This window comes from Blastococcus saxobsidens, from assembly GCF_010682065.1.
In the GTDB taxonomy this organism is placed as follows: domain Bacteria; phylum Actinomycetota; class Actinomycetes; order Mycobacteriales; family Geodermatophilaceae; genus Blastococcus; species Blastococcus saxobsidens_B.
The window spans coordinates 25542-50647 of record NZ_JAAGWG010000018.1 but is presented as its reverse complement, the minus strand read 5'-3'; the positions used below and the strand labels follow the sequence as shown (position 1 = coordinate 50647).

24 protein-coding genes, 1 tRNA gene, 1 pseudogene and 1 riboswitch are annotated in these 25106 nt (G+C 75.3%); of the genes and pseudogenes, 11 read left to right on the top strand and 15 right to left on the bottom strand.

The window, feature by feature from the left end:
- Positions 1 to 53 precede the first annotated feature (53 nt).
- Positions 54 to 1232, bottom strand: coding sequence for an ABC transporter substrate-binding protein (locus tag GCU60_RS13000; RefSeq protein WP_163205862.1), 1179 nt, complete (start codon positions 1230 to 1232; stop codon positions 54 to 56).
- Between the two features lie 325 nt (positions 1233 to 1557).
- Here GCU60_RS13000 and GCU60_RS12995 point away from each other — a divergent pair, with 325 nt between their 5' ends.
- The 5 genes from GCU60_RS12995 (at position 1558) to GCU60_RS12975 (ending at position 7384) form a co-directional block, all read left to right on the top strand.
- Positions 1558 to 2514 (top strand): putative selenate ABC transporter substrate-binding protein, encoded by a 957-nt coding sequence (locus GCU60_RS12995; protein WP_163205860.1) that lies wholly within the window; start codon positions 1558 to 1560, stop codon positions 2512 to 2514.
- 29 nt (positions 2515 to 2543) lie between these two features.
- Positions 2544 to 3257, top strand: coding sequence for an ATP-binding cassette domain-containing protein (locus tag GCU60_RS12990; protein ID WP_163205857.1), 714 nt, complete (start codon positions 2544 to 2546; stop codon positions 3255 to 3257).
- Complete coding sequence (locus GCU60_RS12985; protein ID WP_163205855.1) at positions 3254 to 4864, top strand: ABC transporter permease subunit; 1611 nt, start codon at positions 3254 to 3256, stop codon at positions 4862 to 4864. The genes GCU60_RS12990 and GCU60_RS12985 overlap by 4 nt, the downstream gene beginning before the upstream one ends.
- A 112-nt stretch (positions 4865 to 4976) precedes the next feature.
- Entirely contained in the window at positions 4977 to 7199 is a 2223-nt protein-coding gene (locus GCU60_RS12980; RefSeq protein WP_204261968.1) for a carbon starvation CstA family protein, read from the top strand.
- The gene (locus GCU60_RS12975; protein ID WP_163205853.1) at positions 7196 to 7384 is read left to right on the top strand and encodes a CstA-like transporter-associated (seleno)protein; all 189 of its coding nucleotides are present in this window, start codon (positions 7196 to 7198) and stop codon (positions 7382 to 7384) included. Before GCU60_RS12980 ends, GCU60_RS12975 begins: the two co-directional genes overlap by 4 nt.
- Before the next feature lie 118 nt (positions 7385 to 7502).
- On the opposite strand, the gene GCU60_RS12970 is transcribed toward GCU60_RS12975, so the two are convergent.
- The 3 genes from GCU60_RS12970 to hrcA are packed head-to-tail and all read right to left on the bottom strand — an operon-like array spanning position 7503 to position 10431.
- Positions 7503 to 8255: a 16S rRNA (uracil(1498)-N(3))-methyltransferase gene (locus tag GCU60_RS12970; protein WP_163205851.1), complete on the bottom strand. Its 753-nt coding sequence runs from the start codon at positions 8253 to 8255 to the stop codon at positions 7503 to 7505.
- A gap of 4 nt (positions 8256 to 8259) precedes the next feature.
- Positions 8260 to 9393, bottom strand: coding sequence for a molecular chaperone DnaJ (dnaJ, locus tag GCU60_RS12965; protein ID WP_163205849.1), 1134 nt, complete (start codon positions 9391 to 9393; stop codon positions 8260 to 8262).
- Between the two features lie 15 nt (positions 9394 to 9408).
- A complete protein-coding gene (gene hrcA, locus GCU60_RS12960) occupies positions 9409 to 10431 on the bottom strand; it encodes a heat-inducible transcriptional repressor HrcA (protein WP_163205847.1) in 1023 nt (340 codons plus the stop codon).
- Between hrcA and GCU60_RS22100 the strand changes: the two genes are divergently transcribed.
- Positions 10391 to 11077 carry a type II toxin-antitoxin system VapB family antitoxin gene (locus GCU60_RS22100; RefSeq protein WP_430537422.1) on the top strand — a complete coding sequence of 229 codons (687 nt, stop codon included), beginning with the start codon at positions 10391 to 10393 and terminating at the stop codon, positions 11075 to 11077. The genes hrcA and GCU60_RS22100 overlap by 41 nt on opposite strands.
- A gap of 1 nt (position 11078) precedes the next feature.
- Here the strand turns inward: GCU60_RS22100 and GCU60_RS12950 are convergent, their stop codons facing one another.
- The 6 genes from GCU60_RS12950 to hemW form a co-directional block, all read right to left on the bottom strand.
- Positions 11079 to 11684, bottom strand: a complete 606-nt coding sequence (locus tag GCU60_RS12950) for a response regulator (RefSeq protein ID WP_163205843.1) — start codon at positions 11682 to 11684, stop codon at positions 11079 to 11081.
- Positions 11681 to 12787: a sensor histidine kinase gene (locus GCU60_RS12945; RefSeq protein ID WP_204261967.1), complete on the bottom strand. Its 1107-nt coding sequence runs from the start codon at positions 12785 to 12787 to the stop codon at positions 11681 to 11683. Before GCU60_RS12945 ends, GCU60_RS12950 begins: the two co-directional genes overlap by 4 nt.
- A 28-nt stretch (positions 12788 to 12815) precedes the next feature.
- On the bottom strand, positions 12816 to 13562 hold the full coding sequence (locus GCU60_RS12940) for an ABC transporter permease (protein ID WP_163205839.1): 747 nt from the start codon (positions 13560 to 13562) through the stop codon (positions 12816 to 12818).
- Entirely contained in the window at positions 13559 to 14467 is a 909-nt protein-coding gene (locus tag GCU60_RS12935) for an ATP-binding cassette domain-containing protein (protein WP_163205837.1), read from the bottom strand. The genes GCU60_RS12940 and GCU60_RS12935 overlap by 4 nt, the downstream gene beginning before the upstream one ends.
- A gap of 94 nt (positions 14468 to 14561) precedes the next feature.
- The gene (locus GCU60_RS12930; RefSeq protein WP_163205835.1) at positions 14562 to 14876 is read right to left on the bottom strand and encodes a TraR/DksA family transcriptional regulator; all 315 of its coding nucleotides are present in this window, start codon (positions 14874 to 14876) and stop codon (positions 14562 to 14564) included.
- 434 nt (positions 14877 to 15310) lie between these two features.
- Positions 15311 to 16549 (bottom strand): radical SAM family heme chaperone HemW, encoded by a 1239-nt coding sequence (gene hemW / locus GCU60_RS12925; protein WP_204261966.1) that lies wholly within the window; start codon positions 16547 to 16549, stop codon positions 15311 to 15313.
- A gap of 49 nt (positions 16550 to 16598) precedes the next feature.
- On the opposite strand from hemW, the gene GCU60_RS12920 reads away from it, so the two are divergent.
- The gene (locus tag GCU60_RS12920; protein ID WP_345770574.1) at positions 16599 to 17369 is read left to right on the top strand and encodes an enoyl-CoA hydratase-related protein; all 771 of its coding nucleotides are present in this window, start codon (positions 16599 to 16601) and stop codon (positions 17367 to 17369) included.
- 102 nt (positions 17370 to 17471) lie between these two features.
- Here GCU60_RS12920 and selB read toward each other — a convergent pair whose 3' ends face one another.
- The 3 genes from selB to GCU60_RS12905 form a co-directional block, all read right to left on the bottom strand.
- Positions 17472 to 19217, bottom strand: coding sequence for a selenocysteine-specific translation elongation factor (gene selB, locus GCU60_RS21610; RefSeq protein WP_163205831.1), 1746 nt, complete (start codon positions 19215 to 19217; stop codon positions 17472 to 17474).
- Positions 19208 to 20524: an L-seryl-tRNA(Sec) selenium transferase gene (gene selA / locus GCU60_RS12910; protein ID WP_163205829.1), complete on the bottom strand. Its 1317-nt coding sequence runs from the start codon at positions 20522 to 20524 to the stop codon at positions 19208 to 19210. The genes selB and selA overlap by 10 nt, the downstream gene beginning before the upstream one ends.
- A 31-nt stretch (positions 20525 to 20555) precedes the next feature.
- Positions 20556 to 20651 (bottom strand) — tRNA-OTHER (locus GCU60_RS12905).
- Positions 20652 to 20723: 72 nt separating this feature from the next.
- On the opposite strand from GCU60_RS12905, the gene GCU60_RS12900 reads away from it, so the two are divergent.
- Positions 20724 to 21311 (top strand): WYL domain-containing protein, encoded by a 588-nt coding sequence (locus GCU60_RS12900; RefSeq protein ID WP_163205827.1) that lies wholly within the window; start codon positions 20724 to 20726, stop codon positions 21309 to 21311.
- A 21-nt stretch (positions 21312 to 21332) separates the two neighbouring features.
- The gene (gene selD / locus GCU60_RS12895; protein ID WP_430537421.1) at positions 21333 to 22340 is read left to right on the top strand and encodes a selenide, water dikinase SelD; all 1008 of its coding nucleotides are present in this window, start codon (positions 21333 to 21335) and stop codon (positions 22338 to 22340) included.
- 75 nt (positions 22341 to 22415) lie between these two features.
- On the opposite strand, the pseudogene GCU60_RS12890 reads toward selD, so the two are convergent.
- Positions 22416 to 23147 (bottom strand): annotated as a pseudogene (locus GCU60_RS12890) (patatin-like phospholipase family protein); the annotation flags it as partial.
- Between the two features lie 217 nt (positions 23148 to 23364).
- Here GCU60_RS12890 and GCU60_RS12885 point away from each other — a divergent pair.
- Complete coding sequence (locus tag GCU60_RS12885; RefSeq protein WP_163205825.1) at positions 23365 to 24330, top strand: zinc-binding dehydrogenase; 966 nt, start codon at positions 23365 to 23367, stop codon at positions 24328 to 24330.
- Between the two features lie 63 nt (positions 24331 to 24393).
- Here the strand turns inward: GCU60_RS12885 and GCU60_RS12880 are convergent, their stop codons facing one another.
- Positions 24394 to 24708 carry a DMT family transporter gene (locus GCU60_RS12880; protein WP_163205823.1) on the bottom strand — a complete coding sequence of 105 codons (315 nt, stop codon included), beginning with the start codon at positions 24706 to 24708 and terminating at the stop codon, positions 24394 to 24396.
- 11 nt (positions 24709 to 24719) lie between these two features.
- Positions 24720 to 24785: riboswitch (guanidine-III (ykkC-III) riboswitch) on the bottom strand.
- 71 nt (positions 24786 to 24856) lie between these two features.
- Between GCU60_RS12880 and GCU60_RS12875 the strand changes: the two genes are divergently transcribed.
- On the top strand, positions 24857 to 25105 hold the full coding sequence (locus GCU60_RS12875; protein WP_163205821.1) for a helix-turn-helix domain-containing protein: 249 nt from the start codon (positions 24857 to 24859) through the stop codon (positions 25103 to 25105).
- Position 25106 lies beyond the last annotated feature (1 nt).

The window sequence follows — 25106 nt, the reverse complement described above, 5'->3', positions numbered from 1 at the left end:
GGGAGGGTCGCAGGACGGCTCGGCCGGTCAGCCGACCGGAGCCGTGCGCCGGATCACTCGAGGACGGCGAAGGCGCCGTTCTCGACCACCTGCACGACGGCGGGGTGGTCGGCGTCGCGGTTCTCGTCGATGGAGAACTCGCCCAGGACCGTCGGCACGTCCTCGATCTCGCCGAGGGCCTGCTGGATCGCGTCGCGCTCGGCGGAGCACCCGGCGCGCACGGCCTGGTCCACCAGCTTCAGCCCGGTGTAGGCCTGCGCGGCGAACTGGTCGGGCTGCGCGTCGTACTCGGCCTCGTAGGCCTCGAGGAACGCCTGGTTCTCCGGGTTGTCCGACGAGGAGTTCCACGCGGCACCGACGACGACGCCCTCGGCCGCCTCACCGGCGTCGGCCATCAGCCGCGGGTTGTTGAACCCGTTGCCGCCGATGATCGGCACGTCGATGCCGAGCTCGCGGGCCTGGGTGACCAGCGGGACGGCGGCCTCGATCAGCGCCGAGACGACGATCGCGTCGGGGTCGCTCTCCTGGGCCTGGGTCAGCAGGGCGCGGAAGTCGGTGTCGGACTTGGAGAAGGTGATCGTCTCGCTGACCTCCACGCCCTCGTCCTCCAGCGCCGCGGCGAACGCCTCGTAGCCGGACTCGGTGAACGCGTCGTCGTTGCTGTACATCACGACGACGTCCTGGAGGCCGAACTCCTCGGTGGCCTTGGCGATCGTCTGCGGGATGACCGCCTGCTCGGTCAGCGAGTCGCGGAAGACGTAGTCGCCGATCTCGGTGACGCCGGCCGCGGTGTTGGAGATGCCGAGCACCGGGACGCCGGCGTCCTGGGCGATCGGGTCGGCCTGCACGGCGGCGTTGGACAGCGTCGGGCCGATGATCAGGCTGGCGCCGTCGTTCACGAACTCGTCGAACAGCGTGATCGCCTGGCGGGGATCGGTCTGGTCGTCCTCGATCGTCAGGTCGTAGGTGACGCCGTCGGTCTCGGCCAGCTCCGCGGCGGCCAGCTCCAGGCCGCGCTGCTGGGACTCGCCGTAGCTGGCCGCCGCACCGGTGAGGCTGAGCACCGCGCCGATGGGCACCGCGCCCTCGATGGTGCACGACTCGCCGCTGCCCTCGCCGGTCAGGCCGCCCGAGGCGTCGGAGCCCCCGCCACCGGAGTCCCCGGACCCGCAGGAGGCGAGGAGGAGGGCGGCGGCGCCCGCCGCGGCCACGGTGCAGAGCTTGGTGCGCATGTCTCTCCCTTGTCGAACCCGGCGCCCGCCTGGCGGCCGGCGGGTTCGCGCGTCTCCAGGGCGGACGGGGGCCTGCCCTCGCTGCCCCGGGTCGTGGGGCCGACCATGTCGGCCGGCCGGTTACGCCCGTCACACTAGGCAGCCCCCGGGACCGTCCGCGCCGGGGTGCGGGAAGCGTGCCCAGAACGTGACCGACCTGGGCGCCGCAGGGGTGCGACGACGGCGCGCCGTGCCGCCGCCGGGGCCTCCGGTACAGGATGGGGCACCCGATGCCGAACGCCCGGAGGTCCGTCGTGCCCGTTCCCCTGCCCCCCGCGAGGACGTAGTGAGCACCGTTCGCGCCGCCCGGTCGGGTGGCCCCGAGACCGTGACCGTCCCGCTCCTCCCCCGCCTCTCCCGCCGCGCCCTGCTGGCCGGCACGGGCGCCGCCCTGGCCGCCGCGCTCGCCGGCTGCGGCGCCGGCTCCGCCGCCGCCCCCGACCGGGCCGGCCCGCTGCGCATCGGCGCGATCCCCGACCAGGACCCCGAGCTGCTGCAGCGGCTGCACGCCGCCGTCGCCGACTCCCTGGCCGACGCGCTCGGCATCCCCGTCGAGTACCGGCCGGTCACCGACTACGCGGCCGCGGTCTCGCTGTTCCGCACCGGCGACCTCGACCTGGTCTGGTTCGGCGGCCTCACCGGGGTCCAGGCGCGGCTGCAGACGCCCGGCGCCGTCCCGGTGGCCCAGCGCGACATCGACGCCGACTTCCACTCGGTGTTCGTCGTCAACACCGCGACCGGGCTGACCCCGTCCGACGACCTGCGCCCGCTCGCGGACCTGCGCTTCACCTACGGCAGCCAGACCTCCACGTCGGGCCGGCTCATGCCCGCCTACTTCCTGCGCGAGGCCGGCGTGGACCCGGAGGGCTTCCCGGGCGGGCCCGGGTTCTCCGGCTCGCACGACGCCACGCTCGCCCTCGTCGCCTCGGGGAGCTACCAGGCAGGGGCGGTCAACGAGCAGGTGTGGCTGGCCCGCACCGAGGCCGGGGAGGTCGACCCCGCGGTGGTCGCCTACGCCCGGACCCCGGGGTACTCCGACTACCACTGGCTGCTGGGGCCGCGGGCGGCCGAGCGGCTCGGCGGGCCCGACCGGGTCGTCGGGTACTTCACCGGACTCTCCCCCGACCGGCCCACCGACGCAGGAGTGCTCGACCTCTTCGGGGCCGGGTCGTTCGTCCCGACCGAGGCGGCGAACTACCGGCAGATCGAGGAGATCGGCCGTGACCTCGGGTTGATCAGCTGACCGCGATCGTCCGGCTCAGCGGGATCGAGGTGCGCTTCGGCGGCACGACGGCGCTGTCCGGGGTGGACCTCGCCGTCGCCCGCGGCGAGCGGGTCGCCGTCGTGGGCGCCTCCGGGGCGGGGAAGTCGACGCTGCTCGGCGTGCTCGACGGCAGCGTGACGCCGACCGCCGGGGAGGTCCGGGTGCACGGCGTCGACCCGACGTCGCTGCGGGGCCGGGAGCTGCGCCGCCTGCGCGGGCGCACCGGCTCGGTGCGCCAGTCCCTGGACCTGCCCGGGCAGCTGCGCGTGGTGCACAACGTGAACGCCGGCCGGCTCGGCTCGTGGTCGGCGGCCCGCGCCGCCTGGTCGCTGGTCCGGCCCCAGGGGACGGCGGAGGTCGGCGCCGCGCTGCACCGGCTCGGCCTGGCCGACCGGATGTACGAGCGCACCGACCGGCTCTCCGGCGGCCAGCGCCAGCGGGTCGCCGTCGCCCGGGTGCTGCTGCAGCGGCCCGAGCTGGTGCTGGCCGACGAGCCCGCGTCGGCGCTGGACCCGGCGCTGGCCGACACGGTCCTCGCGGTCCTCGGCGAGCTCGCCGCCGAGCGCGGCGGCGCCCTCGTCGCCTGCCTGCACGATCCGGCGCTGGCGCTGCGGCACTGCGACCGGGTGGTCGGCCTCGACTCCGGCCGGGTGGTCCTCGACGCCCCCGCGGACTCGCTGACGGCCACGGCCCTGGAGCGGTTCTACGGGGTCACCCGGTGACCACCGTGCTCGACCGCGCCGCCCCGCCGGCCCCCCGCTTGGCGCGGGACCGGCGGCGGTGGGCGTGGGGCCTGGCCGCGGTCGCGCTGACCGCGGCCGCCCTCGCCGGCAGCGGCCTGCTCTCCGGTCCGGTGCTGAACCGGGGCGGGTTCGCGCAGTTCGGCCGCTTCGCGGCGGCGGCGCTGCGGCCGGAGCTCGATCCCGGGTTCCTGGCCGTCGTGGCCGACTCGGTCCTGGTCACGGTCGCCTACGCGGTGCTCGGCGGCGGGCTGGCCCTGCTGCTCGGCGCCGTCGGTGCCGTGCTCGTCTCCCGGCGCACCTGGGGACGACGCCGCACGGGCTGGCTGGTCACCCGCGGACTGCTCGCCGTTCCGCGTGGTCTGCACGAGGCGGTGTGGGGGCTCCTGCTGCTCAACGTCCTCGGGCTGGACCCGTGGGTGGGCGTGCTGGCCATCGCCGTCCCGTACGGCGCCGTCACCGCCACCGTCTTCGCCGACCTGCTCGACGAGGTGCCCCGCGGCGGCTACGAGGCCCTGGTGGCCGCGGGGGCCGGCCGGGGCACCGCCGCGTTGTACGGGCTGCTGCCGCCGGCGGCCGGCGGGCTGCTGTCCTACTCGTTCTACCGGCTGGAGTGCGCCGTCCGGTCGGCGGTGGTGCTCGGCCTCATCGGCGCCGGCGGCCTGGGCTACCAGCTGGCGCTCTCGTTCACCTCGCTGCGCTGGGAGCAGGTCTGGACGACGGTCTACGCCCTGGCCCTGCTCTGCCTGCTGGCCGACGTCTGCGGGCGCGCCGTCCGCCGGCGGGTGGCCGCTCCCCCGTCCCCGGGCCCCGGCCGCGACCCGGTGCTGACGGCGTCGGTCCTGGCCGTCGTCGGGCTGGCCGGCTGGGCGGGATGGTTCCTCGCCCTCTCCCCCGCCGCGCTGTTCTCCGGCCGCACCGGTGAGCAGCTGTCCTACGTCGCCGCCGCGGCGTGGCCGCCGTCGACCGACCCGTCGCTGCTCGGCGACGTGGCCACCACCGCCGTCGACACGCTGCTCATGTCGGTGGTGGCGATCGTCCTCGCCACCGCCGGCGCGGTCGCCCTCGCCGGCCTCGCCGCACGGCCGCCGGCGGCCGGCCCCCTCCGCCGGGCGCTCGGCGTCCTGGTGCGGGCCGGACTGCTGCTGCTGCGCGCGGTGCCCCCGCCGGTGTGGGCGCTGGTGCTGCTCTTCGTGCTGCTCCCCGGGATCCTGCCCGGCGCGCTGGCGCTGGCCGTCTACACGCTGGGCGTGCTCGGCCGGCTCGTCGGCGAGGCGGTCGAGGAGGCCGACCGCCGTCCTCCTGCGGCACTGCGGGCGGCCGGCGCCTCGCCGGCGGGCGCCTGGCTGTACGGCGCGGTGCCGGCGCTGGCCGGGCCGGTGCTCGCGCTCGCCCTGCACCGCTGGGAGGTGACGATCCGCGACACGGTGCTCGTCGGGCTGCTCGGCGCCGGGGGCATCGGCGTGCTGCTGTCGGCCCGGACCTCGGCGTTCGACTGGCCGGCGGTGACCACCGTGCTGGGCGCCGTCGTGCTGCTGGGCTTCGCCGTCGACGTGCTCGGTTCGAGGGCCCGCGCCGCCCTGCGCTGACCCGCCGCGGATCGCGAGACGACAGCGGTCGTTTCCCCCTCGCGGAACGGCTCCGGATCCCTATGCTGCTGCCCGCAGGCGCCGCCCAGGTCGCCGCGAGCGGGAGGCACAGATGGCCGGGACCATGACCAGGAACGACGACGCCGGGGGCGCCGCTCCCTCGGGTCCGGGGAGGAGACGCCCACCGCTGAGGTCGATCCTCGTCTGGACCGCCGTCGCCGCCGTCGGCGCGGTCTGCTGGACGGTGCTGGCGCTCGCCCGCGGCGAGACGATCTCCGCGCTGTGGATGCTGTTCGCGGCGCTGTGCTCCTACGCCATCGCCTACCGCTTCTACGCCCGCTTCATCACCTACCGGGTGCTGCGCGCCGACGACCGCCGGGCCACGCCCGCCGAGCGGCTGCAGAACGGCGTGGACTTCGACGTCACCGACCGGCGGGTCCTCTTCGGCCACCACTTCGCCGCCATCGCCGGCGCCGGACCGCTGGTCGGGCCCGTGCTCGCCGCCCAGATGGGCTACCTGCCCGGCACGATCTGGATCGTCGTCGGCGTCATCTTCGCCGGGGCCGTCCAGGACCTCGTCGTCATGTTCTTCTCGATGCGCCGCAACGGGAAGAGCCTGGGCCAGATGATCCGCGAGGAGATCGGGATCGTCGGCGGCATCGCCGCGCTGATCGCCGTCTTCGCGATCATGATCATCATCCTCGCGGTGCTCGCGCTGATCGTGGTGAACGCGCTGGCCGAGTCGCCGTGGGGGGTCTTCTCCATCGCGCTGACCATCCCGATCGCGCTGTTCATGGGCGTCTACCTGCGCCGGTTGCGACCGGGCAGGGTGCTCGAGGCCACCGGCATCGGCGTCGCCCTGCTGCTGCTGGCGATCGTCGGCGGCGGCTGGATCCAGGACACCGCGCTGGGCGACGCGCTGACCCTGTCGCGGGAGTGGCTGGTCCTGGCCCTGGTCATCTACGGGTTCGTCGCCTCGGTGCTGCCCGTCTGGCTCCTGCTGACCCCGCGCGACTACCTCTCCACGTTCATGAAGATCGGCGTCATCGTCCTGCTGGCCGCGAGCCTGATCATCGCCCGCCCGGTCATCCAGGCCGACGCGGTGACGCAGTTCGCCCGCGAGGGCACCGGTCCGGTCTTCGCCGGGTCGCTCTTCCCGTTCGTGTTCATCACGATCGCCTGCGGTGCGCTCTCGGGCTTCCACGCGCTGATCTCGTCGGGGACGACGCCGAAGATGGTGGCCAAGGAGAGCCAGGTCCGGCTCATCGGCTACGGCGGCATGCTGATGGAGTCCTTCGTGGCCATCAGCGCGCTGATCGCCGCCGTCGTGATCGACCAGGGCCTCTACTACGCGATGAACAGCCCGGCCGGAGCCACCGGCGGGACGGCGGAGTCGGCAGCGGCGTTCGTGCAGGGTCTCGGGTTCGACACCACCGCCCAGAGCATCGCCGCGGCCTCGGCGGCCGTCCAGGAGGACAGCCTCGTCTCGCGGACCGGCGGCGCCCCGGCGCTGGCCGTGGGCCTCGCCCAGGTGTTCAGCCAGGCGTTCGGCGGCGGCGGCCAGGCGTTCTGGTACCACTTCGCGATCATGTTCGAGGCGCTGTTCATCCTCACCGCCGTCGACGCCGGCACCCGCGTGGGCCGGTTCATGCTGCAGGACACGATCGGCAACGTCTGGAAGCGCTTCGGCGACCTGTCGTGGCGGCCGGGCAACATCATCGCCAGCGCCGTCGTCGTCGGCCTGTGGGGCTCGGTGCTCTACATCGGCGTCACCGACCCGCTGGGCGGCGTCAACCAGCTCTTCCCGCTGTTCGGCATCGCCAACCAGCTGCTGGCCGCCATCGCGCTCACGCTGTGCACCGTGCTGCTGGTCAAGCACGGCAAGCTCCGCTACGCCTGGGTGACTGCGGTCCCGCTGGCGTGGGACCTGGTCATCACCATGACCGCGAGCTGGCAGAAGGTCTTCTCCGGCGACCCGCGGGTCGGCTACTTCACCCAGGCGGGCGTGTACTCCGACGCCCAGGACGCCGGGGAGCTGCTGGCGCCCGCGACTACCCAGGAGCAGATGGACCAGGTCATCTTCAACTCCACGCTCAACGGCATCCTGCAGGCCGTCTTCGCGCTCCTCACGCTGGTCGTCGCCGCGCACGCCGCCGTCGTCATCGCCAAGGCGATCCGGTCGCACGGCCTGCCGACCACGGAGGAGCCGGCCGTGCCGTCGCAGATCGTCGAGCCGGCCGGCCTGTTCGCCACCGCCGAGGAGAAGCGGGCGATGGCCGACCGCGACCGGCTGGTCGGCGCCGGCGCCGGCCGCGGCGAGGCGGAGGAGAAGTGACCGCGACCCTCACCCGCGCCTGGCAGGGCGTGCGCTGGTACCTCAAGGAGTTCACCGGCGAGGCGAACTGGGACCGCTACCTGGCCCACTGCGCGGAGCACGGGCACACGCCGATGAGCCGCTACGAGTTCGAGAAGCAGCGCACCGACGCGGCGGAGAAGAACCCCATGTCCAGATGCTGTTGATCAGCGGTCCGCGCCGCGGGGCCCGGGAGGCTCCCGGCGCGGACCGCTGACGCCACTCGTCGCAGCAGGAGGACGGCACCTGGCCGTGGTGCGGTCCGGAGGACCGCGGTGTCGTCGCTCAGTGCCAGCGGGTCGAGGCGGACAGCGCGGCGATCGCGGCCGCGCCGGCGGTGGAGGTGCGCAGCACCTCGGGGCCCAGCCGCACGGGCTCGGCGCCGGCGGCCCGGAAGGCCACGACCTCGCCGTCGGTGAGCCCGCCCTCGGGGCCGACGACGATGACCACGGTGCCCTCCGTGGGCATCGTGAGCTCGGTCAGCGGACGGCGGGCCTGCTCGTGCAGCACCACGGCGAGGTCGGCGTCGGCGAGCAGCCCGGCGACCTCCCGGGTCGTCATCGGCTCGGTCACCTCAGGCAGCCGCGGACGGCGGGACTGCTTGCTCGCCGCACGTGCGGCCGCCCGCCACTTCGCCACGCCCTTGCCCACGCGGTCGTCGCGCCAGCGGGTGACGCAGCGCGCCGCCTGCCAGGGGACGATCCGGTCCACGCCCAGCTCGGTGGCGAGGTCGACGGCCAACGGCCCGCGGTCACCCTTGGGCAGCGCCTGCACGAGCACGAACTCCGGATCGGGCGCGGGCACCTCGAACCGGGCCCGCACCGCCACGCGCAGCCCCTCGGGTCCGGCCGCCACGACGTCGCCCTCGGCGAGCGTCCCCTCGCCGTCGCCGACGTGCACCCGCTCCCCCGGCTGCAGGCGCAGCACGTCGACCGCGTGCCGGCCCTCCTGGCCGTCGACCAGCAGCTCGGGCACGTCGGGCACCTCGTCGAGGAGGAACAGCGGCGCACCGTCGAGCTCGGGGACCTCGGTGCTCATCGGCTCAGCGCCCGTTGAACGCGTCGCGGACCCGGGAGAACAGCCCGCCCTGCGCCTCGCGGTGGGACTCCGGCTGGTCCTCCCCGCGGAGGGCGGCGAGCTCGCGCAGCAGCTTCTCCTGCTCGGCGTCGAGCCTGGTGGGCGTCTCCACCTCCACGTGCACGAGCAGGTTCCCCCGGCCGCTCGCCCGCAGCCGCGGGGCGCCGTGGGCGCGCAGGGTGAGCACGCTGCCGGACTGGGTGCCCGGGCGGATGTCGAGGTCCTCCTCGCCGTCCAGCGTCTTGAGGTTCAGCGTGGTGCCCAGCGCGGCGGAGGTCATGGGCAGGGTGACCCGGCAGTGCAGGTCCTCGCCCTCGCGGGTGAACACCGGGTGCGGGCGCTCGTGCACCTCGACGTAGAGGTCACCGGCGGGGCCGCCACCGGGGCCCACCTCGCCGTGGCCGGTGAGCCGGATGCGCATGCCGTCCTCGACGCCGGCCGGCACCTTGACCGAGATGGTGCGCCGGGAGCGCACCCGGCCGTCGCCGGCGCACTTGGGGCACGGCTCGGGGATGACCTGACCGGTGCCCGAGCACGTCGGGCAGATCCGGCTGGACACGACCTGGCCGAGGAACCCCCGCTGCACGCTCTGCACCTCGCCGCGACCCGAGCAGGTGGCGCAGGTCGTGGCGTGGGTGCCCGGCGCCGTGCCGGCCCCGGTGCAGGTGTCGCAGAGGACGGCGGTGTCGACGGTGATGTCCTTCTGGGTGCCGAAGACCGTCTCGTCGAGCTCCAGCTCGACCGGGATCAGCGCGTCGCGGCCGGCGCGGGTGCGGCTGCGCGGCCCGCGGGCCGCCGCGCCCCCGAAGAAGGCGTCCATGATGTCGCCGAGGCCACCGAAGCCGGCCGCGCCGCCGAACCCACCGGCACCACCGGCACCGGAGTCGAACGGGTCGCCGCCCAGGTCGACGATGCGGCGCTTCTCCGGGTCGGTCAGCGCCTCGTAGGCGCGGGTGACCTCCTGGAAGCGCTCCTTGGCCTCGGGGTCGGGGTTGACGTCGGGGTGCAGGTCCCGGGCCAGCCGCCGGTAGGCGCGCTTGATGTCGGTGTCGGTCGCCCCCTGGGCAAGCCCCAGCACGCCGTAGTAGTCGGTTGCCATCGGTGAGTCTCGTCCTCAGCTCTCGGCCAGCAGGTGGCCGACGTAGCGGGCCACGGCACGAACCGCGGCCATGTTCCCTGGGTAGTCCATCCGGGTCGGCCCCACCACGCCCAGCCCGCCGAGCGGCCGGTCGGCGGAGCCGTACCCCACGGTGACCAGCGAGGCGCCCGTGAGCGCCTCGTGGGCGTTCTCCTCGCCGATCCGCACCAGCACGGTGCTCGGGTCGACCTCGCCCATGAGGCGCAGGACGACGACCTGTTCCTCCAGCGCCTCGAGCAACGGGCGCATGGTGCCGGAGAATTCCATCGCGTTCCCGCGGGCGAGGTTCGCCGTCCCGCCGACGACGAGCCGGTCCTCGCTGGGCTCCACCAGGGTCTCCACCAGCGTGGTGCTCACCGTGGCGACGAGGCCCCGCAGGTGCGGCGGGGCGGTGTCCAGCAGGTCGGGCACCTTGTCGCCGGCCTCGGTCAGCCGGACGCCGGCGAACGCGGAGTTCAGCAGCGCCCGCAGCTCGGGCACCGCCTGCGCGTCCACCTCCACCGGCGACTCGACGACCCGCTGCTCGACCCGGCCGGTGTCGGTGATCAGCACCAGCAGCAGGCGGGTGCCGGCGACCTGGACGACCTCCAGGTGCCGGACGGCGCTGCGCGACAGGGTCGGGTACTGGACGACGGCGACCTGGCGGGTCAGCTGGGCCAGCAGCCGCACCGTGCGGCCGAGCACGTCGTGCAGGTCCACCGCGCCGTCGAGGAAGCGCTCGATCGCCCGCCGCTCGGCGGCCGAGAGCGGCTTGACCGCCGACAGCCGGTCGACGAAGAGCCGGTAGCCCTTGTCGGTGGGCACCCGGCCGGCGCTGGTGTGCGGCTGGGTGATGTAGCCCTGCTCCTCGAGCACGGCCATGTCGTTGCGGATGGTGGCCGGCGAGACCCCGAGGTCGTGCCGCTCGGCCAGGGCCTTGCTGCCGACCGGGTCGTTGGTCGACACGAAGTCCTGGACGATGGCCCGGAGCACCTCCAGGCGGCGTTCGTCGTGCGCCACGGTGACACCTCCCCGTACCGGTCGACGCGCCGTGCGCACCGTCGGGACGCAGGTCCCGGGGCGGGCCGGCCCGAGCGGCTGCGGGCTGGCACTCGCACGGACAGGGTGCCAGCCCAGCATACGCGAAGGACGCCGTCCCCCTCAGCGCTCGCCCGCCCGTGCCGGGCCCCTGCACGGAGCCGTCGAGGGCGGCGACGGCCGCAGCCGACGACGACTAGGGTGGGTCCGTCGGCGCCCCGGGGCGGGGCTGAGAAGCGGAGGTCCTCCCCTGATCTTCAAAGGCGTGCGCGACGGTCGCCCGTATCCCGACCACGGGCTGTCCACCCGCGACTGGGCGATGATCCCGCCCCGTCAGGTGCGCCTGGACACGCTGACGACGACGAAGCGGGAGCTGGCGCTCGACGCCCTCCTGGCCGACGACTCGACCTTCTACGGCGACCTGTTCCCGCACGCGGTGCAGTGGCACGGCGAGCTCTACCTGGAGGACGGGTTGCACCGCGCGCTGCGGGCCGCGCTGCAGCAGCGCAACGTCATCCACGTGCGGGTGCTCGACCTGGACGCGCTCACGCCGGTGCAGGCACCGGCCGGGCCGAGCACCGCGGCGATCCCGGCCCAGCCGCCGGTGCCGGGGCCCCGCACCAGCTGAGCTACAGCCAGCCCTTGTCCTCGGCGACGCGCGCGGCCTCCACCCGGGTCCGGGCACCGGTCTTGCCGATGGCCGAGGACAGGTAGTTCCGCACCGTCCCCTCCGACAGGAACAGCCGCCCGGCGATGTCGGAGACGGTGGCGCCGTCGGCAGCGGCGCGCAGCACGTCGGCCTCCCGCGCCGACAGCGGCGTCGCCCCGATCGCCAGGGCCGCGGCGGCCAGGTCGCGGTCGATCACCCGCTCCCCGGCCATCACCGCCCGGATCCCCTGCGCGAGCTCGGCGACCGGCGCGTCCTTGACCAGGAACCCGGCCGCGCCCACCTCCATCGCCCGCCGCAGGAAGCCCGGCCGGCCGAACGTGGTGAGGATGACCGCCCGGCAGCTCGGCAGCGCCGTCGCCAGCTCCCGGGCCGCGGTCAGCCCGTCGGCGCCGGGCATCTCGATGTCGAGCAGGGCGACGTCGGGCCGGTGCTCCAGCGCGGCGGCCGCGACGGCGTCGCCACGCCCCACCTCGGCCACCACCTCGATGTCGTCCTCGAGCTCCAGCAGCGCCCGCAGCGCGCCGCGCACCATCGACTGGTCCTCGGCCAGCAGCACCCGGATCACCGGGCGGCCACCCGTCCGGCGGCCACCGGGCCGGCCAGCGGGACGGCGGCGGTCAGCCGGAAGCCCCGGCCATCGGCGGGGCCGTGCTCGAGCCGGCCACCGACGGCGGCCACCCGCTCGGCCAGGCCGCTGAGCCCGGCTCCCGCGGGGGCGTCGCCGCCCCGCCCGTCGTCGGAGACGCTGAGCTCGACGCCTGTCTCACCGGCGGAGAAGGAGACGGTGACCGACCGGGCGTCGCTGTGCCGGAGCACGTTGGTGGTCGCCTCCCGCACCACCCAGCCCAGGACCGCGTCCACCGGACCGGGCAGCTGCTCACCGGGTGCGGGCACCTTGAGCGAGATGCCGGCCGCCGACAGCGCCGAACGGGCCTCGGCGAGCGACTGGGCGAGGCTGACCTGGCGGTAGCCGCTGACCGCGTCACGCACCTCGGCCAGCGCCCGCCGGGCGGCCGCCTCCACGTCGGCCATCTCCTGCCGCGCGCGCTGGGGGTCCCGGTCGGCGAGCCGGCCGGCCAGCTCGCTCTTGAGCGCGATCAGCGACAGGCTGTGCCCGAGCAGGTCGTGCAGGTCGCGGGCGAACCGCATCCGCTCCTCGGCGACGGCGCTGCGGGCCAGCTCCTCCCGTGCCGCGGTCAGCTCGGAGTTGACCCCGATCAGGTAGCGCGTGCCGCGCAGGGCGAACGCGGTCAGCAGGCACAGCAGCGGCAGGAAGAACACGTCCCCGGGCGCGTCGTCGGCGAACGCGACCCCGGCGCACACGGCCGTCGCACCCGCGACGGCCGGCCACACCCAGCGCTCGGGCAGCGTGACCGCGACCGCGGCGGACAGGTAGATCATCAGCCCGGCGAACGGCGTCCCCAGCCAGACCGCCAGACCCACCCCGAGCAGCGCCACCACGGCCAGCTGGCGGTAGGCCGGCGAGCAGCCGGGGGCGAAGGCCCGGGCGAACACCGTCAGGTAGGCGGCGGTGAAGACGACGAGGGCGACGGCGGCCACGACCCGCACCCAGTCCGGCCGCGGCGTGCTGAGCAGGTCGACGACCGGGAAGACCTGGAACAGCAACCACGGCAGCGCCCAGCCCAGCTGCTGCAGGCGGTTGGTCATGTCCACACCGGCGACCGTAACGACCGGCTCAGCCCGCGACCGCGTACAGCGGCCGGCGGCGCGCGACGAGGACGGCCAGCGCGCCGAAGGCGGCGGTGTAGGCGGCGATCGCCAGGACGGCGACCGCCGCGGGCAGGCCGCCGGTGATCACTCCGCGGCCCAGCTCGGCGTACCAGTAGGAGGGCAGCGAGTAGGCCAGTCCGCGCATCGCCTCGGGCAGCATCTCCACCGGCCACCACAGCCCGCCCAGCGCCGCCAGCACCACGCCCAGGATGCCGATGGCGCCGCCGGCCGCCTTCTCGTCCAGGGACAGGCCGACCAGGACGCCGAGCGCGACGAAGGCCGCCGACCCGGCCCACAGCACCGCGACGAGGGTGATCCAGGTGCCCAGCGGCAGCTGCACGCCGTTGACGAACCGGCCGACCAGCGCCACCACCAGCACGCTGGGCAGGGTCAGCAGCACGCCGACGGCGACGTCGACGCCGAACACCTGGGTCTGCGGCACGGGGGTGACGCGAGGCTGCCGCAGCCAGCCCGACGCGCGGTCGAAGGAGATCCGGATGGTGGCGCCCAGGGCCGCGCCGATGGCGCCGTACGCCATCATCGAGACCATGATCGACGCCGCGACGTCCTGACGCTCGGCCGCGCCGGCCATCTGCCCGCCGATGATCTTCGTCAGGAAGACCGTGAAGAGCGCGGGCAGCAGCACCGTGAAGAAGACGAACTGCTTGTTCCGCGCGACGCGGCGCAGCTGGAAGACGAACAGCGGGCTCATCGGGGAACTCCGATCGGGGTCGGGCGGCGGGTGGCGATCAGGGAGAGGACGGCGTCCTCGAGGGTGGCGCCGCGGACCTCGAGGTCGGGCAGCCCGCCCTCGGCCAGCAGTGCCCGGAGCGTGGCGTCGGCATCGGTGGTCGCGAGCGTCACCGTCGCGCCCCGCCGGGTGACGGCCGTGACGGCGGGGAGGTCGTCGAGCCGGCGGGCCGGGTCGGCGGTGAAGGACACGGTGCGCCCACCGACGCCGGTCTTGATCTCGGCGGTGGTGCCGTCGGCGACCACGCGGCCCTCCGCCACGACGACGACACGGTCGGCGACCGCGTCGGCCTCGTCGAGGTGGTGGGTCGCGAAGACGACCGTGTGCCCGCGCCCGGCCAGCCCGCGCATCGTCGTCCAGAAGGCGCGGCGTCCTTCGACGTCCATGGCCGACGTCGGCTCGTCGAGGAGCAGCAGGGGTGGCGCACCGGCCAGCGCGAGGGAGAGCAGCACCCGCTGGCGCTGACCGCCGGAGAGGGCGTCCACGGAGCGGCCGAGCAGCCCCTCGATGCCCGCCGTGACGACCAGGTCGTCCAGCGGCCAGGCGGTCGGGAAGCTGCGGCGGACGAGGTCGAGGACCTCTCCGACCCGGGCCTCGCTGGGCAGCCCGCCGTGCTGGAGCATCGCCCCGACGCTCCCGGCGCGGACGGCGTCGGCGGGGCTCCGGCCGAACACGCGGACCTGGCCGGCGGCCGGTCGGAGCAAGCCGAGGACGGCGTTGACCGTGGTCGACTTGCCGGCGCCGTTGGCGCCGAGCAGGGCGACGGTCTGGCCCCGCGGGATCGTGAGGGACAGGTCGTCGACGGCGACCGCGTCGCCGTAGCGGACGGTCAGCCCCCTGATGCCGAGGGCGGCTGCGGATTCCATGCGCCGAGCGTGCCGCGCCCGTGGCCCGCTCAGTAGTGCCGGACGTCGCCGGTCGGATCTGACATCCGTCAGGTCCGGCCGGCGACCGACGGCGTCAGGCGGCGCTGGTGCAGGACACGCAGGTGCCGGCGAACGGGCGCAGCTCCAGCCGCTCCTCGGGGATCTCGGCCTGGCAGCCGGTGCAGCGGCCGTAGGTGCCGGCGTCGATGCGCGCGAGGGCGGCGTCGATCTGCTCGATGGTGCGCTGGAGGTCGGCGCTGCGGTGCTGGGCGACCGGGTCGGGGACCGACGTGGCGCACTCGGCGAGGGCCTCCTCGCGCTGCTGCACGGCGTCGGCGCGCTGGGTCTCCAGCAGCGTGCGGAAACGGTCCGCCGAGGGGGCGGTCATGGCGTCGAGGCTGGCGGACATGCGGTTCTCCTTCTGGCAACGCGGAAGGACGCGGTCACCGGTCGGTGGCGCGTCAGGACGGGCGGTCGCGACTCCCGGACGGGAGTCAGGCGGTGCGCGGCGGGGCCCGGTCCTGGCTGCGGCGGAGTACGTCGAGACCGCGGAGTCCGCGGGCCCGGCGATTCATCGCCAGAGCGAGCAGCATCCCGCCGGAGAGGGCGGGGACCGGGACGGCGGATCGGGCACCGGGCCGGGATCGCGCATGCCGGATCGCGAATGCGTCCATGCCGATCACCCCCGAGGTCTGCCCGGCGCCGTTGCCGGAACGCAGGAGCTTAGCCCAGGAGTGCGACCTGGATCTCGCTCTTTCGGATGACTTCCCACGGCGACGTGCTGGAACGGCCTCGTCCCGGGTCCCGCCCTGAGCCTGCGAAGGGTGGGCAGGACGAGGACGTTCAGTCGGTGAGGTCACGGACCACCGCGTCGGCCAGCAGCCGGCCGCGGTCGGTGAGGACGGCGCGGCCCCGGGCGTGGGCCCCGGCGTCCAGCAGCCCGTCGTCGACGGCGGCCGCGGCACGGACCCGCCCGAGCCCGGTGAGGGCGGCCAGCGGCAGCCCGTCGCGCAGCCGCAGCCCGAGCATCACCGCCTCCAGCGCCCGGTCGGCCTCGTCCAGCAGCTCGCTGTCCTGGGCCGGGCTCTCGCCGCGGGCCAGCCGGTCGGCGTAGGCCGCCGGGTGCTTGACGTTCCACCAGCGCAGCCCGCCGACGTGGCTGTGCGCGCCGGGGCCGACGCCCCACCAGTTGGCGTTGGCCCAGTACAGCTCGTTGTGCCGGCAGCGGGCGGCGTCGGAGGTGGCCCAGTTGGACACCTCGTACCACCGGAAGCCGGCGCTGCCGAGCGTGGCGTCGGCCTGCTCGTAGCGGTCGGCCAGCACGTCGTCGTCCGGCATGGGCAGCTCGCCCCGCTTCACGCGGCGGGCGAGCTTGGTGCCCTCCTCGACGATCAGCGCGTAGGCGCTCACGTGGTCGACCGGCGAGGCGAGGACGGCGTCGAGCGAGGCGGCCCAGTCGGCGTCGCTCTCCCCCGGCGTCCCGTAGATCAGGTCGAGGTTCACGTGGTCGAACCCGGCGGCGCGGGCCTCGTGCGCGGCCTCGACGGCGCGGCCGGGGGTGTGCCGGCGGTCCAGCGCGGCCAGCACGTGCGCCGCGGCGGACTGCATGCCCAGGCTGACCCGGGTGAAGCCGGCCTCCCGCAGCGTCGTCAGCGAGGCCGGCGAGACGGTCTCCGGGTTGGCCTCGGTCGTCACCTCGACGTCGTCGGCCACCGGGAACAGCTCCCGGACCGCCGCCAGGACGGCGGCGAGGTCGTCGGCCGGCAGCAGCGTGGGGGTGCCGCCGCCGACGAACACCGTCGAGACCGTCGGCAGGTCCGGACCGAGGGTGCGCGCGGCGCGCTCCAGCTCGGCGATCGCGGTGCCGGCGTACTCGCTGCGGTTCGCGCCGGGGCCCAGCTCGTCGGAGGTGTAGGTGTTGAAGTCGCAGTAGCCGCAGCGGGTCGCGCAGAACGGGACGTGCACGTAGAGCCCGAACGGCGTGGTGGCCAGGCCCTGGCGGGCGGTGTCGGGCAGCCGGTCGGGGCCGGGCGCGCCGGGCGGCAGGCCGGCGTCGGTCAGCAGCGGCAGGACGGTGTTCATCTGCTCCCAGTGTGCCGCGCGACCGCCGGGAACCGGCAGGATGCCTGGGGTGACCTCCGACCGAGTGCTGCAGGTGTCGGTGTCGCGCGGCGTCGCGACCCTCACCCTCGACTCCCCCGCCAACCGCAACGCCCTCTCCCGCGCGATGCGCGGTCAGCTGCGGTCGGCCCTCGCCGAGGCGCTGGCCGACGACGCCGTGCGGGCGGTCGTCCTCGACCACACCGGCCGGGTGTTCTGCTCGGGGATGGACCTCTCCGAGGCGGCCGGCGGGTCGTCGCAGGACCAGGGGGTGCGTGAGTTCCCGGAGCTGCTCGAGCTGGTGTGGTCCTCCCCCAAGCCCGTCGTGGCCGCCGTGCGGGGGCCGGCGCGGGCCGGGGGCGTCGGGCTGCTCGCGGCCTGCGACGTCGTGGTGGCGGCCGACTCGGCCACCTTCGCCTTCTCCGAGGTGCGGCTCGGCCTGGTGCCGGCGGTCATCTCCGCCGTCGTGCTGCCGCGGATGGTGCCGCACGTGGCGCACCGGCTGATGCTCACCGGTCAGGTCTTCGACGCGACGGTCGCCTCGGCCGGCGGGCTGGTGGACGTCGTCGTCCCCGACGCCGACGTCGACGGCGAGGTGCGGGCCCAGCTGGTGCACCTCACCGCGGGCGCCCCCACGGCGCTGGCCCAGACGAAGCGGCTGCTGCGCGCCCGCCAGGGCTCACTGGCCTTCGACGAGCTGCTGGACCTCTCCGCCCGGTTCTTCGCCGGCGAGGAGGGCCAGGAGGGCATCGCCGCGTTCCGCGAGAAGCGCGCCGCCCGATGGGTGCCGACCGCCGACTGACGCGGGCCACCGCGCGTCCCCTGCCCCGCGGCCGGGGTGCTCCCCGGGCAGTTGTGCTCTGAGTCCCCGGGGACTCAGAGCACAACTGTGCCGGAGGGACACCTAGCGCAGGCGACGGGTGTTGTCGGGCAGCCGCTCGGTCACGCCCTGGGCGTCGAGCCACTCCATGAGCGGGACGGCCACCCGGCGGCTGGTCCCCCACGCCTGCCGGGCCTGGCTGAGCGTGAACGGCTGCGGGATCGTGGCCAGCCGGTTCCGGGCGACGCCGCCGACGTCCGGCGCCAGGTAGACGCCCTCCCCGACGCGCACCAGCTGCCCGCTGCGCACCGCCGCGGCCAGCTCGCGCACCCCGAGGCCGGCGACCACCAGCTCCGGTGCCTCCGGCGCGGCGAACGGGTCGAGGACGAGCCGGGCGCGGATGTCGTCCACGGCCTTCTGCACGGTCGGCGGCAGGACGGCGTCTCCGTCGACCACCCGGCCCTCGCGCAGCACCAGCGGGGGTCGCACGAGCGAGGCGACCAGGTCGGCGTCGGGGAGGTCGAGGGCGCGGCGCACGACCTCGACCGGGGGCCCCGGCTCGAGCGGCCGCAACCGCCGGAAGCGGGTCACGACGTCGGGCACCCGGGCCGCGAGCTCGTCGGCCAGGCCGGGCGCCAGCAGCCACGGCCCCTGCTCGGTGGCCCCGGCCGGCACCGGCCAGCCCATCGCGGCGAAGTCGGCGGCGCGCACGATCCGGCGGCGGGCGAGGTCGGCCGCTGCGCCCGCGTCCCCCTCGGGCTGAGCGGCCAGCTCCGCACCCCGCTGCCGGGCGGCCCCGCGCCGGCGCAGCTCGGGCGGGTCGACGTCGCGGACGTCGGCGCCCAGCACCCGCCGGGCGCCCGGATCGCGCAGCAGCAGGCGGTCGCCCACCCGCAGCGGCAGCGGGGCGGTCAGCCGCAGCCGCACGGCGGCGCCGTCCAGCGGGCGCAGCCGGGCGCCGACGGTCGCCGAGCCCACGTGCACGACCGGCTCGGCGGGCAGCCGCTCGTCCGGCTCGACGGCGAGGGTCACGTCGACGACGTCGGTGAGCCGGAAGGCGCCCGGGGTGAGCAGCGCGTCGCCCCGGGACAGCTCCTCGACCGCGACGCCGCGCAGGTTCAGCGCCACCCGCGCGGTGGCCTGCGCGCGCTCGACGGGGGCGCCCAGGGACTGCACGCCGCGCACGGTCACCTCGCGACCACCCAGCAGGAGCCGGTCCTCGGGCGTCACGGTTCCTGCGGCCAGGGTGCCGGTGACCACGGTGCCGGCGCCCCTGATCGTGAAGGCCCGGTCGATCCAGAGCCGCACCGGCGCGGCGGCATCGGAGGCCGGGAGCCCCGCGAGGAGGGCTTCCAGCGCCGTCGTCAGCTCCGGCAGGCCCTGCCCGGTCACCGAGCTGACGGCCACCGCAGGCACGTCCCCCATCGACGTCGCGGCCAGCCGCTGCCGCACGTCGGCGACGACGGGCGCGGGGTCGGCGAGGTCGGACTTCGTGACGGCGAGCAGCGCCCGCCGTACCCCGAGGGCGTCGAGGACGGCGACGTGCTCGGCGGTCTGGGCCGACCAGCCGTCGTCGGCGGCGACCACCACCAGGGCGGCGGGCACCGAACCCACACCGGCCAGCATGTTGCCGACGAACCGCTCGTGCCCGGGGACGTCGACGACCGCGAGCCGGCGCCCCGAGGGCAGCGTCGTCCAGGCGAACCCGAGGTCGATGGTGAGCCCGCGGCGGCGCTCCTCGGCCCAGCGGTCGGGCTCCATGCCGGTGAGCGCCCGCACCAGCGCCGACTTGCCGTGGTCGACGTGGCCCGCGGTGGCGATCACGTCCACGCGGCCGCCACCTCCAGCACCGCGTCGGCGAGGTCGCCGTCGGCCGACGGGGGGACGCTGCGCAGGTTGAGCAGGGTGCGGTCGTCCTCGACGTAGCCGACGACCGGCCGGTTCCCGAGCCGCAGCGGCTCCGCGAAGCCCGGCGGCAGGGAGACGGCGGCCCCGGGCAGCGGGTGCTCGGGCGCCCCGCCCCCACCGACGCGGGACTCGGCGTCCACGGCGACGGCGTCGATGCCGGCACCGGCGAGCCGCTCGGCCACCGCCCGGGCACGGGCGCGCAGTTCCTCGACGTCGGCGGCGAGCATCTCCTGCACCGGCGGCCGCGGGCCGCGCATCGTCGCCTCCAGCGCGGCGAGGGTGGTCTTGTCCACCCGGAGCGCCCGGTACAGCGGGTGCCGGCGCAGCCGCTGCACCAGGTCGGCGCGGCCCAGCACCAGGCCGGCCTGCGGCCCACCGAGCAGCTTGTCGCCGCTGGCCAGGACGAGGTCCGCGCCGTCGGCCAGGGTGGTCTGCGTGTCCGGCTCCTCGGGCAGCACCGCACTGGGCCGCAGCAGCCCCGACCCGACGTCGGCGACCAGCGGGACGCCGGTGCCCGCCAGCGCCGCCGCCAGCTCGGCCACGTCCACGGACCGGGTGAAGCCGCGGACGACGAAGTTCGACGGGTGCACCTTGAGCACCGCGCCGGTGTCGGGGCCCAGCGCGTCGCGGTAGTCGGCCACGGCGACCCGGTTCGTGGTGCCGACCTCGCGCAGCCGGGCGCCGGTGCTCTGCAGCAGCTCCGGGATGCGGAAGCCGTCGCCGATCTCGACCAGCTCGCCGCGGGCCAGGACCAGCTCCCGGCCCTGACCGAGCGCGGTGGCCACCAGGGCCAGGGCCGCGGCGCAGTTGTTGACCACGATCGCGGCCTCGGCGGCGGGCACGGCCTCCAGCAGCGCGGCGAGCGCCGCCTCCCCGCGGGGGCCCCGGCGCCCCGTGCCGAGGTCGAGCTCGACGTCGGTGGTGCCGGCCGCGGCGGTGATCGCCGCCACCGCGGCGTCCGAGAGGGGGGCCCGGCCGAGGTTGGTGTGCACGAGGACGCCGGTCGCGTTGAGGACCGGGCGGAGGCTCGACGCCGTCGTCGGCAGCTCGGCCAGCACCGCGTCGACGGCGGCGTCGGGCGCGACCTCCCCGGCGCGGACCCGCTGCTGCACCCGCTGGACGGCGTCCTTCACCAGCGCGCGGCCCAGTCGTCCGGCGGCGGCCGCGAGGCGTGGGTCGGCGAGCAGCGTGTCGGTGCGCGGCACCTGCCGCCGCGGGTCGGCGCTCATCGACTGAGCAGCGTAGGCGGGCGGGGAAATATGGCGGAGGCGGACGGGAATCGAACCCGCCTGGCCGAGATGCTCGACCACGTCGGCTTTAGAGGCCGCGGGGGCCACCAGACACCCTGACGCCTCCACCGGGCAGCGTACGTGCTCCGGGATCGCCCGTGCCCCGAAACTGTCAGAGGGTGCTGCCAGCCTCTTCCCCGTGACCAGCACCGAGCACCGCACCCCCGCGCCGCTGCCCCCGGTCGACCTCACCCCCGAGGAGGCGGCCGCGATCGTCGCCGCCCTGTCGAGCCGGACCGAGGGGCCGTTCGCCGAGGCCGGGCAGACGGCGATGGAGAAGGTCCTCACCGCGCTGGAGCCCGATGCCGGCCGCCGGGCGCGGATGCTGGCCAGCCACCGGTGGCTGGCGTCCGAGGCCGCCCGCGAGGCGGATCTGCGGCGCCGGGTCGAGCGCGGGCTGGCCGAGCGGCGGGTGCTGGTCATCGACTACTGCGACCGCCAGCAGCGCTGGTCGGAGCGCACGGTGGAGCCGCAGCTGCTCGCCCGCCAGGGGGCGCACTGGTTCCTGGTCGCCTGGTGCCGCGAGCGCCAGGAGCTCCGCTGGTTCCGGGAGGACCGGATCAACGACGTGCAGGTGACCGACGAGGTCGCCCCGCGGCGCGAGCTGCCGGGCATCGGCACCCCTCCGGCCTCGAACCACCCCGCGGGGCGGAAGCTGCCCCGCACCCCGGTCGCACCGCCGGAGGCGGCACCCCGTCTCCGGCTGCTCCCCGGCGGTCTCTCCTGACACCGGCCTAGATTCGGTGCCGTGACCACCGCACCCGCCCGCATCCGGCTCACCCAGTTCGCGCACGGCGGCGGGTGCGCCTGCAAGATCCCGCCCGGCGAGCTGGAGGCCGTGGTCGCCGGCCTGTCCGCGCAGGGGCCGGTGGACCCGGCCGCCGAGCTGGTCGTCGGCCTCGACCACGGCGACGACGCCGCCGTGGTCCGGATCGCCGGCGGTCAGGGCATCGTGCTGACCACGGACTTCTTCACCCCGGTCGTCGACGACGCCTACACCTTCGGCCGGATCGCCGCGGCCAACGCGCTGTCGGACGTCTACGCGATGGGTGGCACCCCGGTCGTGGCCGTGAACCTGCTCGGCTGGCCACGGGACGTGCTGCCCGCCGAGCTCGCCGCCGAAGTGCTGCGCGGCGGCCTCGACGTCGCCCAGCAGGCGGGCTGCCACGTCGGCGGCGGTCACTCCATCGACGACCCGGAGCCCAAGTACGGGATGGCGGTGACCGGGATCGTCGACGTCGACCGGATCATCACCAACTCCGGTGCGGTGGCCGGCACCCCGCTGAGCCTCACCAAGCCCCTGGGCGTCGGCGTCCTCAACAGCCGGATGAAGGCCACCGGCGAGGTCTCGGAGGAGGCGGTCGCCTCGATGACCGCGCTGAACCGCGACGCCGGTCGGGCAGCGGTCACCGCCGGGATCCGCGCCGGCACCGACGTGACCGGGTTCGGCCTGCTCGGGCACCTCTACAAGATGGCGCGGGCCAGCGGGGTGACCGCCGTGGTCGACGCGGCCGCCGTGCCCTACCTGGCCGGTGCCCGGCAGGCCCTGGCCGACGGGTTCGTCTCCGGTGGGACCCGTCGCAACCTCGACTGGGTGCGGCCGCACACCGACCTGTCGGCCGTCTCGGAGGACGAGGCGCTCCTGTTGGCCGACGCCCAGACCTCCGGCGGCCTGCTGCTGGGCGGCGAGGTCCCCGGAGCTCCGGTCATCGGCGAGTTCGTGCCGCGCGGGGAGTACGTCGTCGTCATCCGCTGACCGGAGGCGCGGCAGCGTCCCTTCGTCCGGCCGCGCTGCAGGACCCGCCGCGAGCGGGGGGCCGCGGGGTCCTCGTCAGCCCCAGAAGGCGCGGACGGCCTCCAGCGTGGCCGCCGCCTGCGCCCGGCCGGCGCGTGCCGAGGGCTCCCGGGTCGCGGGGTCGAGCGGATTGGTGCCGAAGGCCGCCAGGCCCGCCTCGTCGGCGAGGACGACGTGCACGTCGGCGTCCGGGCGCAGGGACTCGACCTCCTGCTCCAGCGTCGGGCCCAGCGGGCTGTTCGGGAAGCCGCCCATGGGGGCCACCACCAGCACCTTCGCGCAGCCGGTGGCGATGTCGGCGTTGGTCACCGAGCGCATGCCGCCGTCCATGTAGCGGCGGTCGCCGATGGTGATCGGCGGCCACACGCCGGGCACCGCGCAACTGGCCGCCACGGCGTCCAGCAGGCGCACGCCCGAGTCGGCGTCGAACGCCCGGAACTCGCCGTCCGCGGTGTCGATCGCGGTGACCAGCAGTCGCGTCGCCGGCCACTCCGGGTCGCCGATCCGCCCCGCGATGATCGCCCGGCGGTCGCCCTCGGCGACGGTGGCCGCCTGCACCGCCAGGGCGCCGATGCGCGCCCGGGCGTCCTGCTGGCCGGTCGCTCCCGCCAGCGCCTGCCCGAACGCGGTCATCATGGCCATCGAGTCGAACTCCACCCGCGGCTCCGTGGCCGGCACGGGCCCCAGCTGGCCCTCGTACAGGCCCTGCGGGTCCTGGCCCCCCTGCAGCAGGGTCCCGACGATCGACCCCGCGGACGTACCGACGACGAGATCGGCCTGCCGGACGTCGACGCCCTAGGCGGCCCAGCCGCTGAGCAGCCCGAGCTCCCAGGCGATGCCGGCGATCCCGCCGCCACCGAGCACCAGCGCGCGTGTCGTCATCTGCAGGGGTCCCCTCGCCGTGGTCGTGATCACGGTCACGCTAGCGCCCGGTCGCATCACTGCCGACGTCGCCGCTGGTCGCCGCCTCGGTTAGCGTCCGGACATGCTCGCTGCCTTCGTCTCCACGCCCGCACCGAAGGACCCGCTCTCCGTGCTGGAGGTCGGCGACCGGCCCGAGCCGGTGGCGCCCGACGGCTGGACGACGATCCAGGTCAAGGCGGTGTCGCTCAACCACCACGACCTGTTCAGCCTGCAGGGCATCGGGCTGCCCGCCCAGCGCATGCCGATGATCCTGGGCACCGACGCCGCCGGGATCGACGAGGACGGCAACGAGGTCGTCGTCCACGGCGTCATCTCCACCCCGGACTGGATGGGTGACGAGACCCTCGACCCGAAGCGCTCGCTGCTGTCGGAGGTGCACCAGGGGTCGATGGCGGAGAAGGTCGCCGTCCCGAGGCGCAACCTGTTGCCCAAGCCGGCCGAGCTGTCCTTCGCCGAGGCCGCGTGCCTGCCCACCGCGTGGCTGACGGCCTACCGGATGCTGTTCGTGAAGTCGGGGCTGCGCCCGGGCCAGACGGTGCTCGTGCAGGGCGCCAGCGGCGGCGTCGCGACGGCGCTGATCGTGCTGGGCCGCGCCGCCGGTTACCGGATCTGGGTGACCGGCCGCAGCGAGGAGAAGCGCGCCGCCGCGCTGGCCCTGGGCGCCGAGCAGGCGTTCGAGTCCGGCGCGCGGCTGCCGGAGCGGGTGGACGGCGTCATGGAGACCGTCGGCGAGGCCACCTGGAGCCACAGCATCAAGTCGCTCAAGCCCGGCGGGGTCCTGGTGACCTCGGGCGCGACCACCGGCTTCAACCCCGGCGCCGAGCTCAACCGGGTGTTCTTCACCCAGCTGTCGGTGATCGGCTCCACGATGGGCACCAAGGCCGAGCTCGAGGCGCTCATCCAGATGTGCGCCGTGACCGGCATCCGGCCGCAGATCGACGTCGAGCTGCCGCTGGCGCAGGCCGCCGAGGGCTTCGCGCGGATGCTCGAGGGCCGCACCAACGGGAAGATCGTCTTCACGCTGTAGGCGGGCGACGGTGTGCGCGGGTGCGCAGTTCCGAGTCCCGGAATCGCGCATCCGCGCACACCCTCAATGGACGAGCTTGAGGCCGACCACGCAGCCGACGATCCCGGCGAGCAGCAGCAGCCGTACGAGCGAGACCGGTTCCGCGCCGGTCACCATGGCGTAGACGACCGTCAGCACCGCGCCGATGCCCACCCACACCGCGTAGGCCGTGCCCAGCGGGAGCTCGCGCATCGCGAAGGCGAGCCCGCCCATGCTCGCGGCCAGCGCGACGGCGAAGAGCACCGTCGGCCAGAGCCGCGTGAAGCCCTCCGAGCGGTCCAGGGCCGCAGCCCACACCGCCTCCAGCACCCCGGACAGGACCAGCACCAACCACGACATCGCGGGCTCCTCTGGCGCCGTCTTGTCGCACACCGGGTACGGCACCGCTCGTCCGGGAGCCGTGGTCGCGGCTCGACCCGAGCTTAGCCACCTCTCCGCTGTCAAAGCGGGTTGACAGGACCCAAGCGCGCAACCTAGGTTGACAGCCATGGCCGACACGACAGAGGTGGCCACCGCCGCCGGCAGCAAGGACCCCGCCGTGGGCCTGAAGGCCGTCCGGTCGTTGCGGGTGCTGGTCGAACGCCTGGAGGCCCTCCAGGTGCAGAGCGCGCGCGACCAGGGCTGGACCTGGGAGCAGATCGCCCAGCTGCTCGGGGTGAGCCGGCAGGCGGTGCACAAGAAGCACGCGAGCGCTCGGTCCCTCAGCGGCAGAGCCTCCCTCCGACGGAAGGACTGAC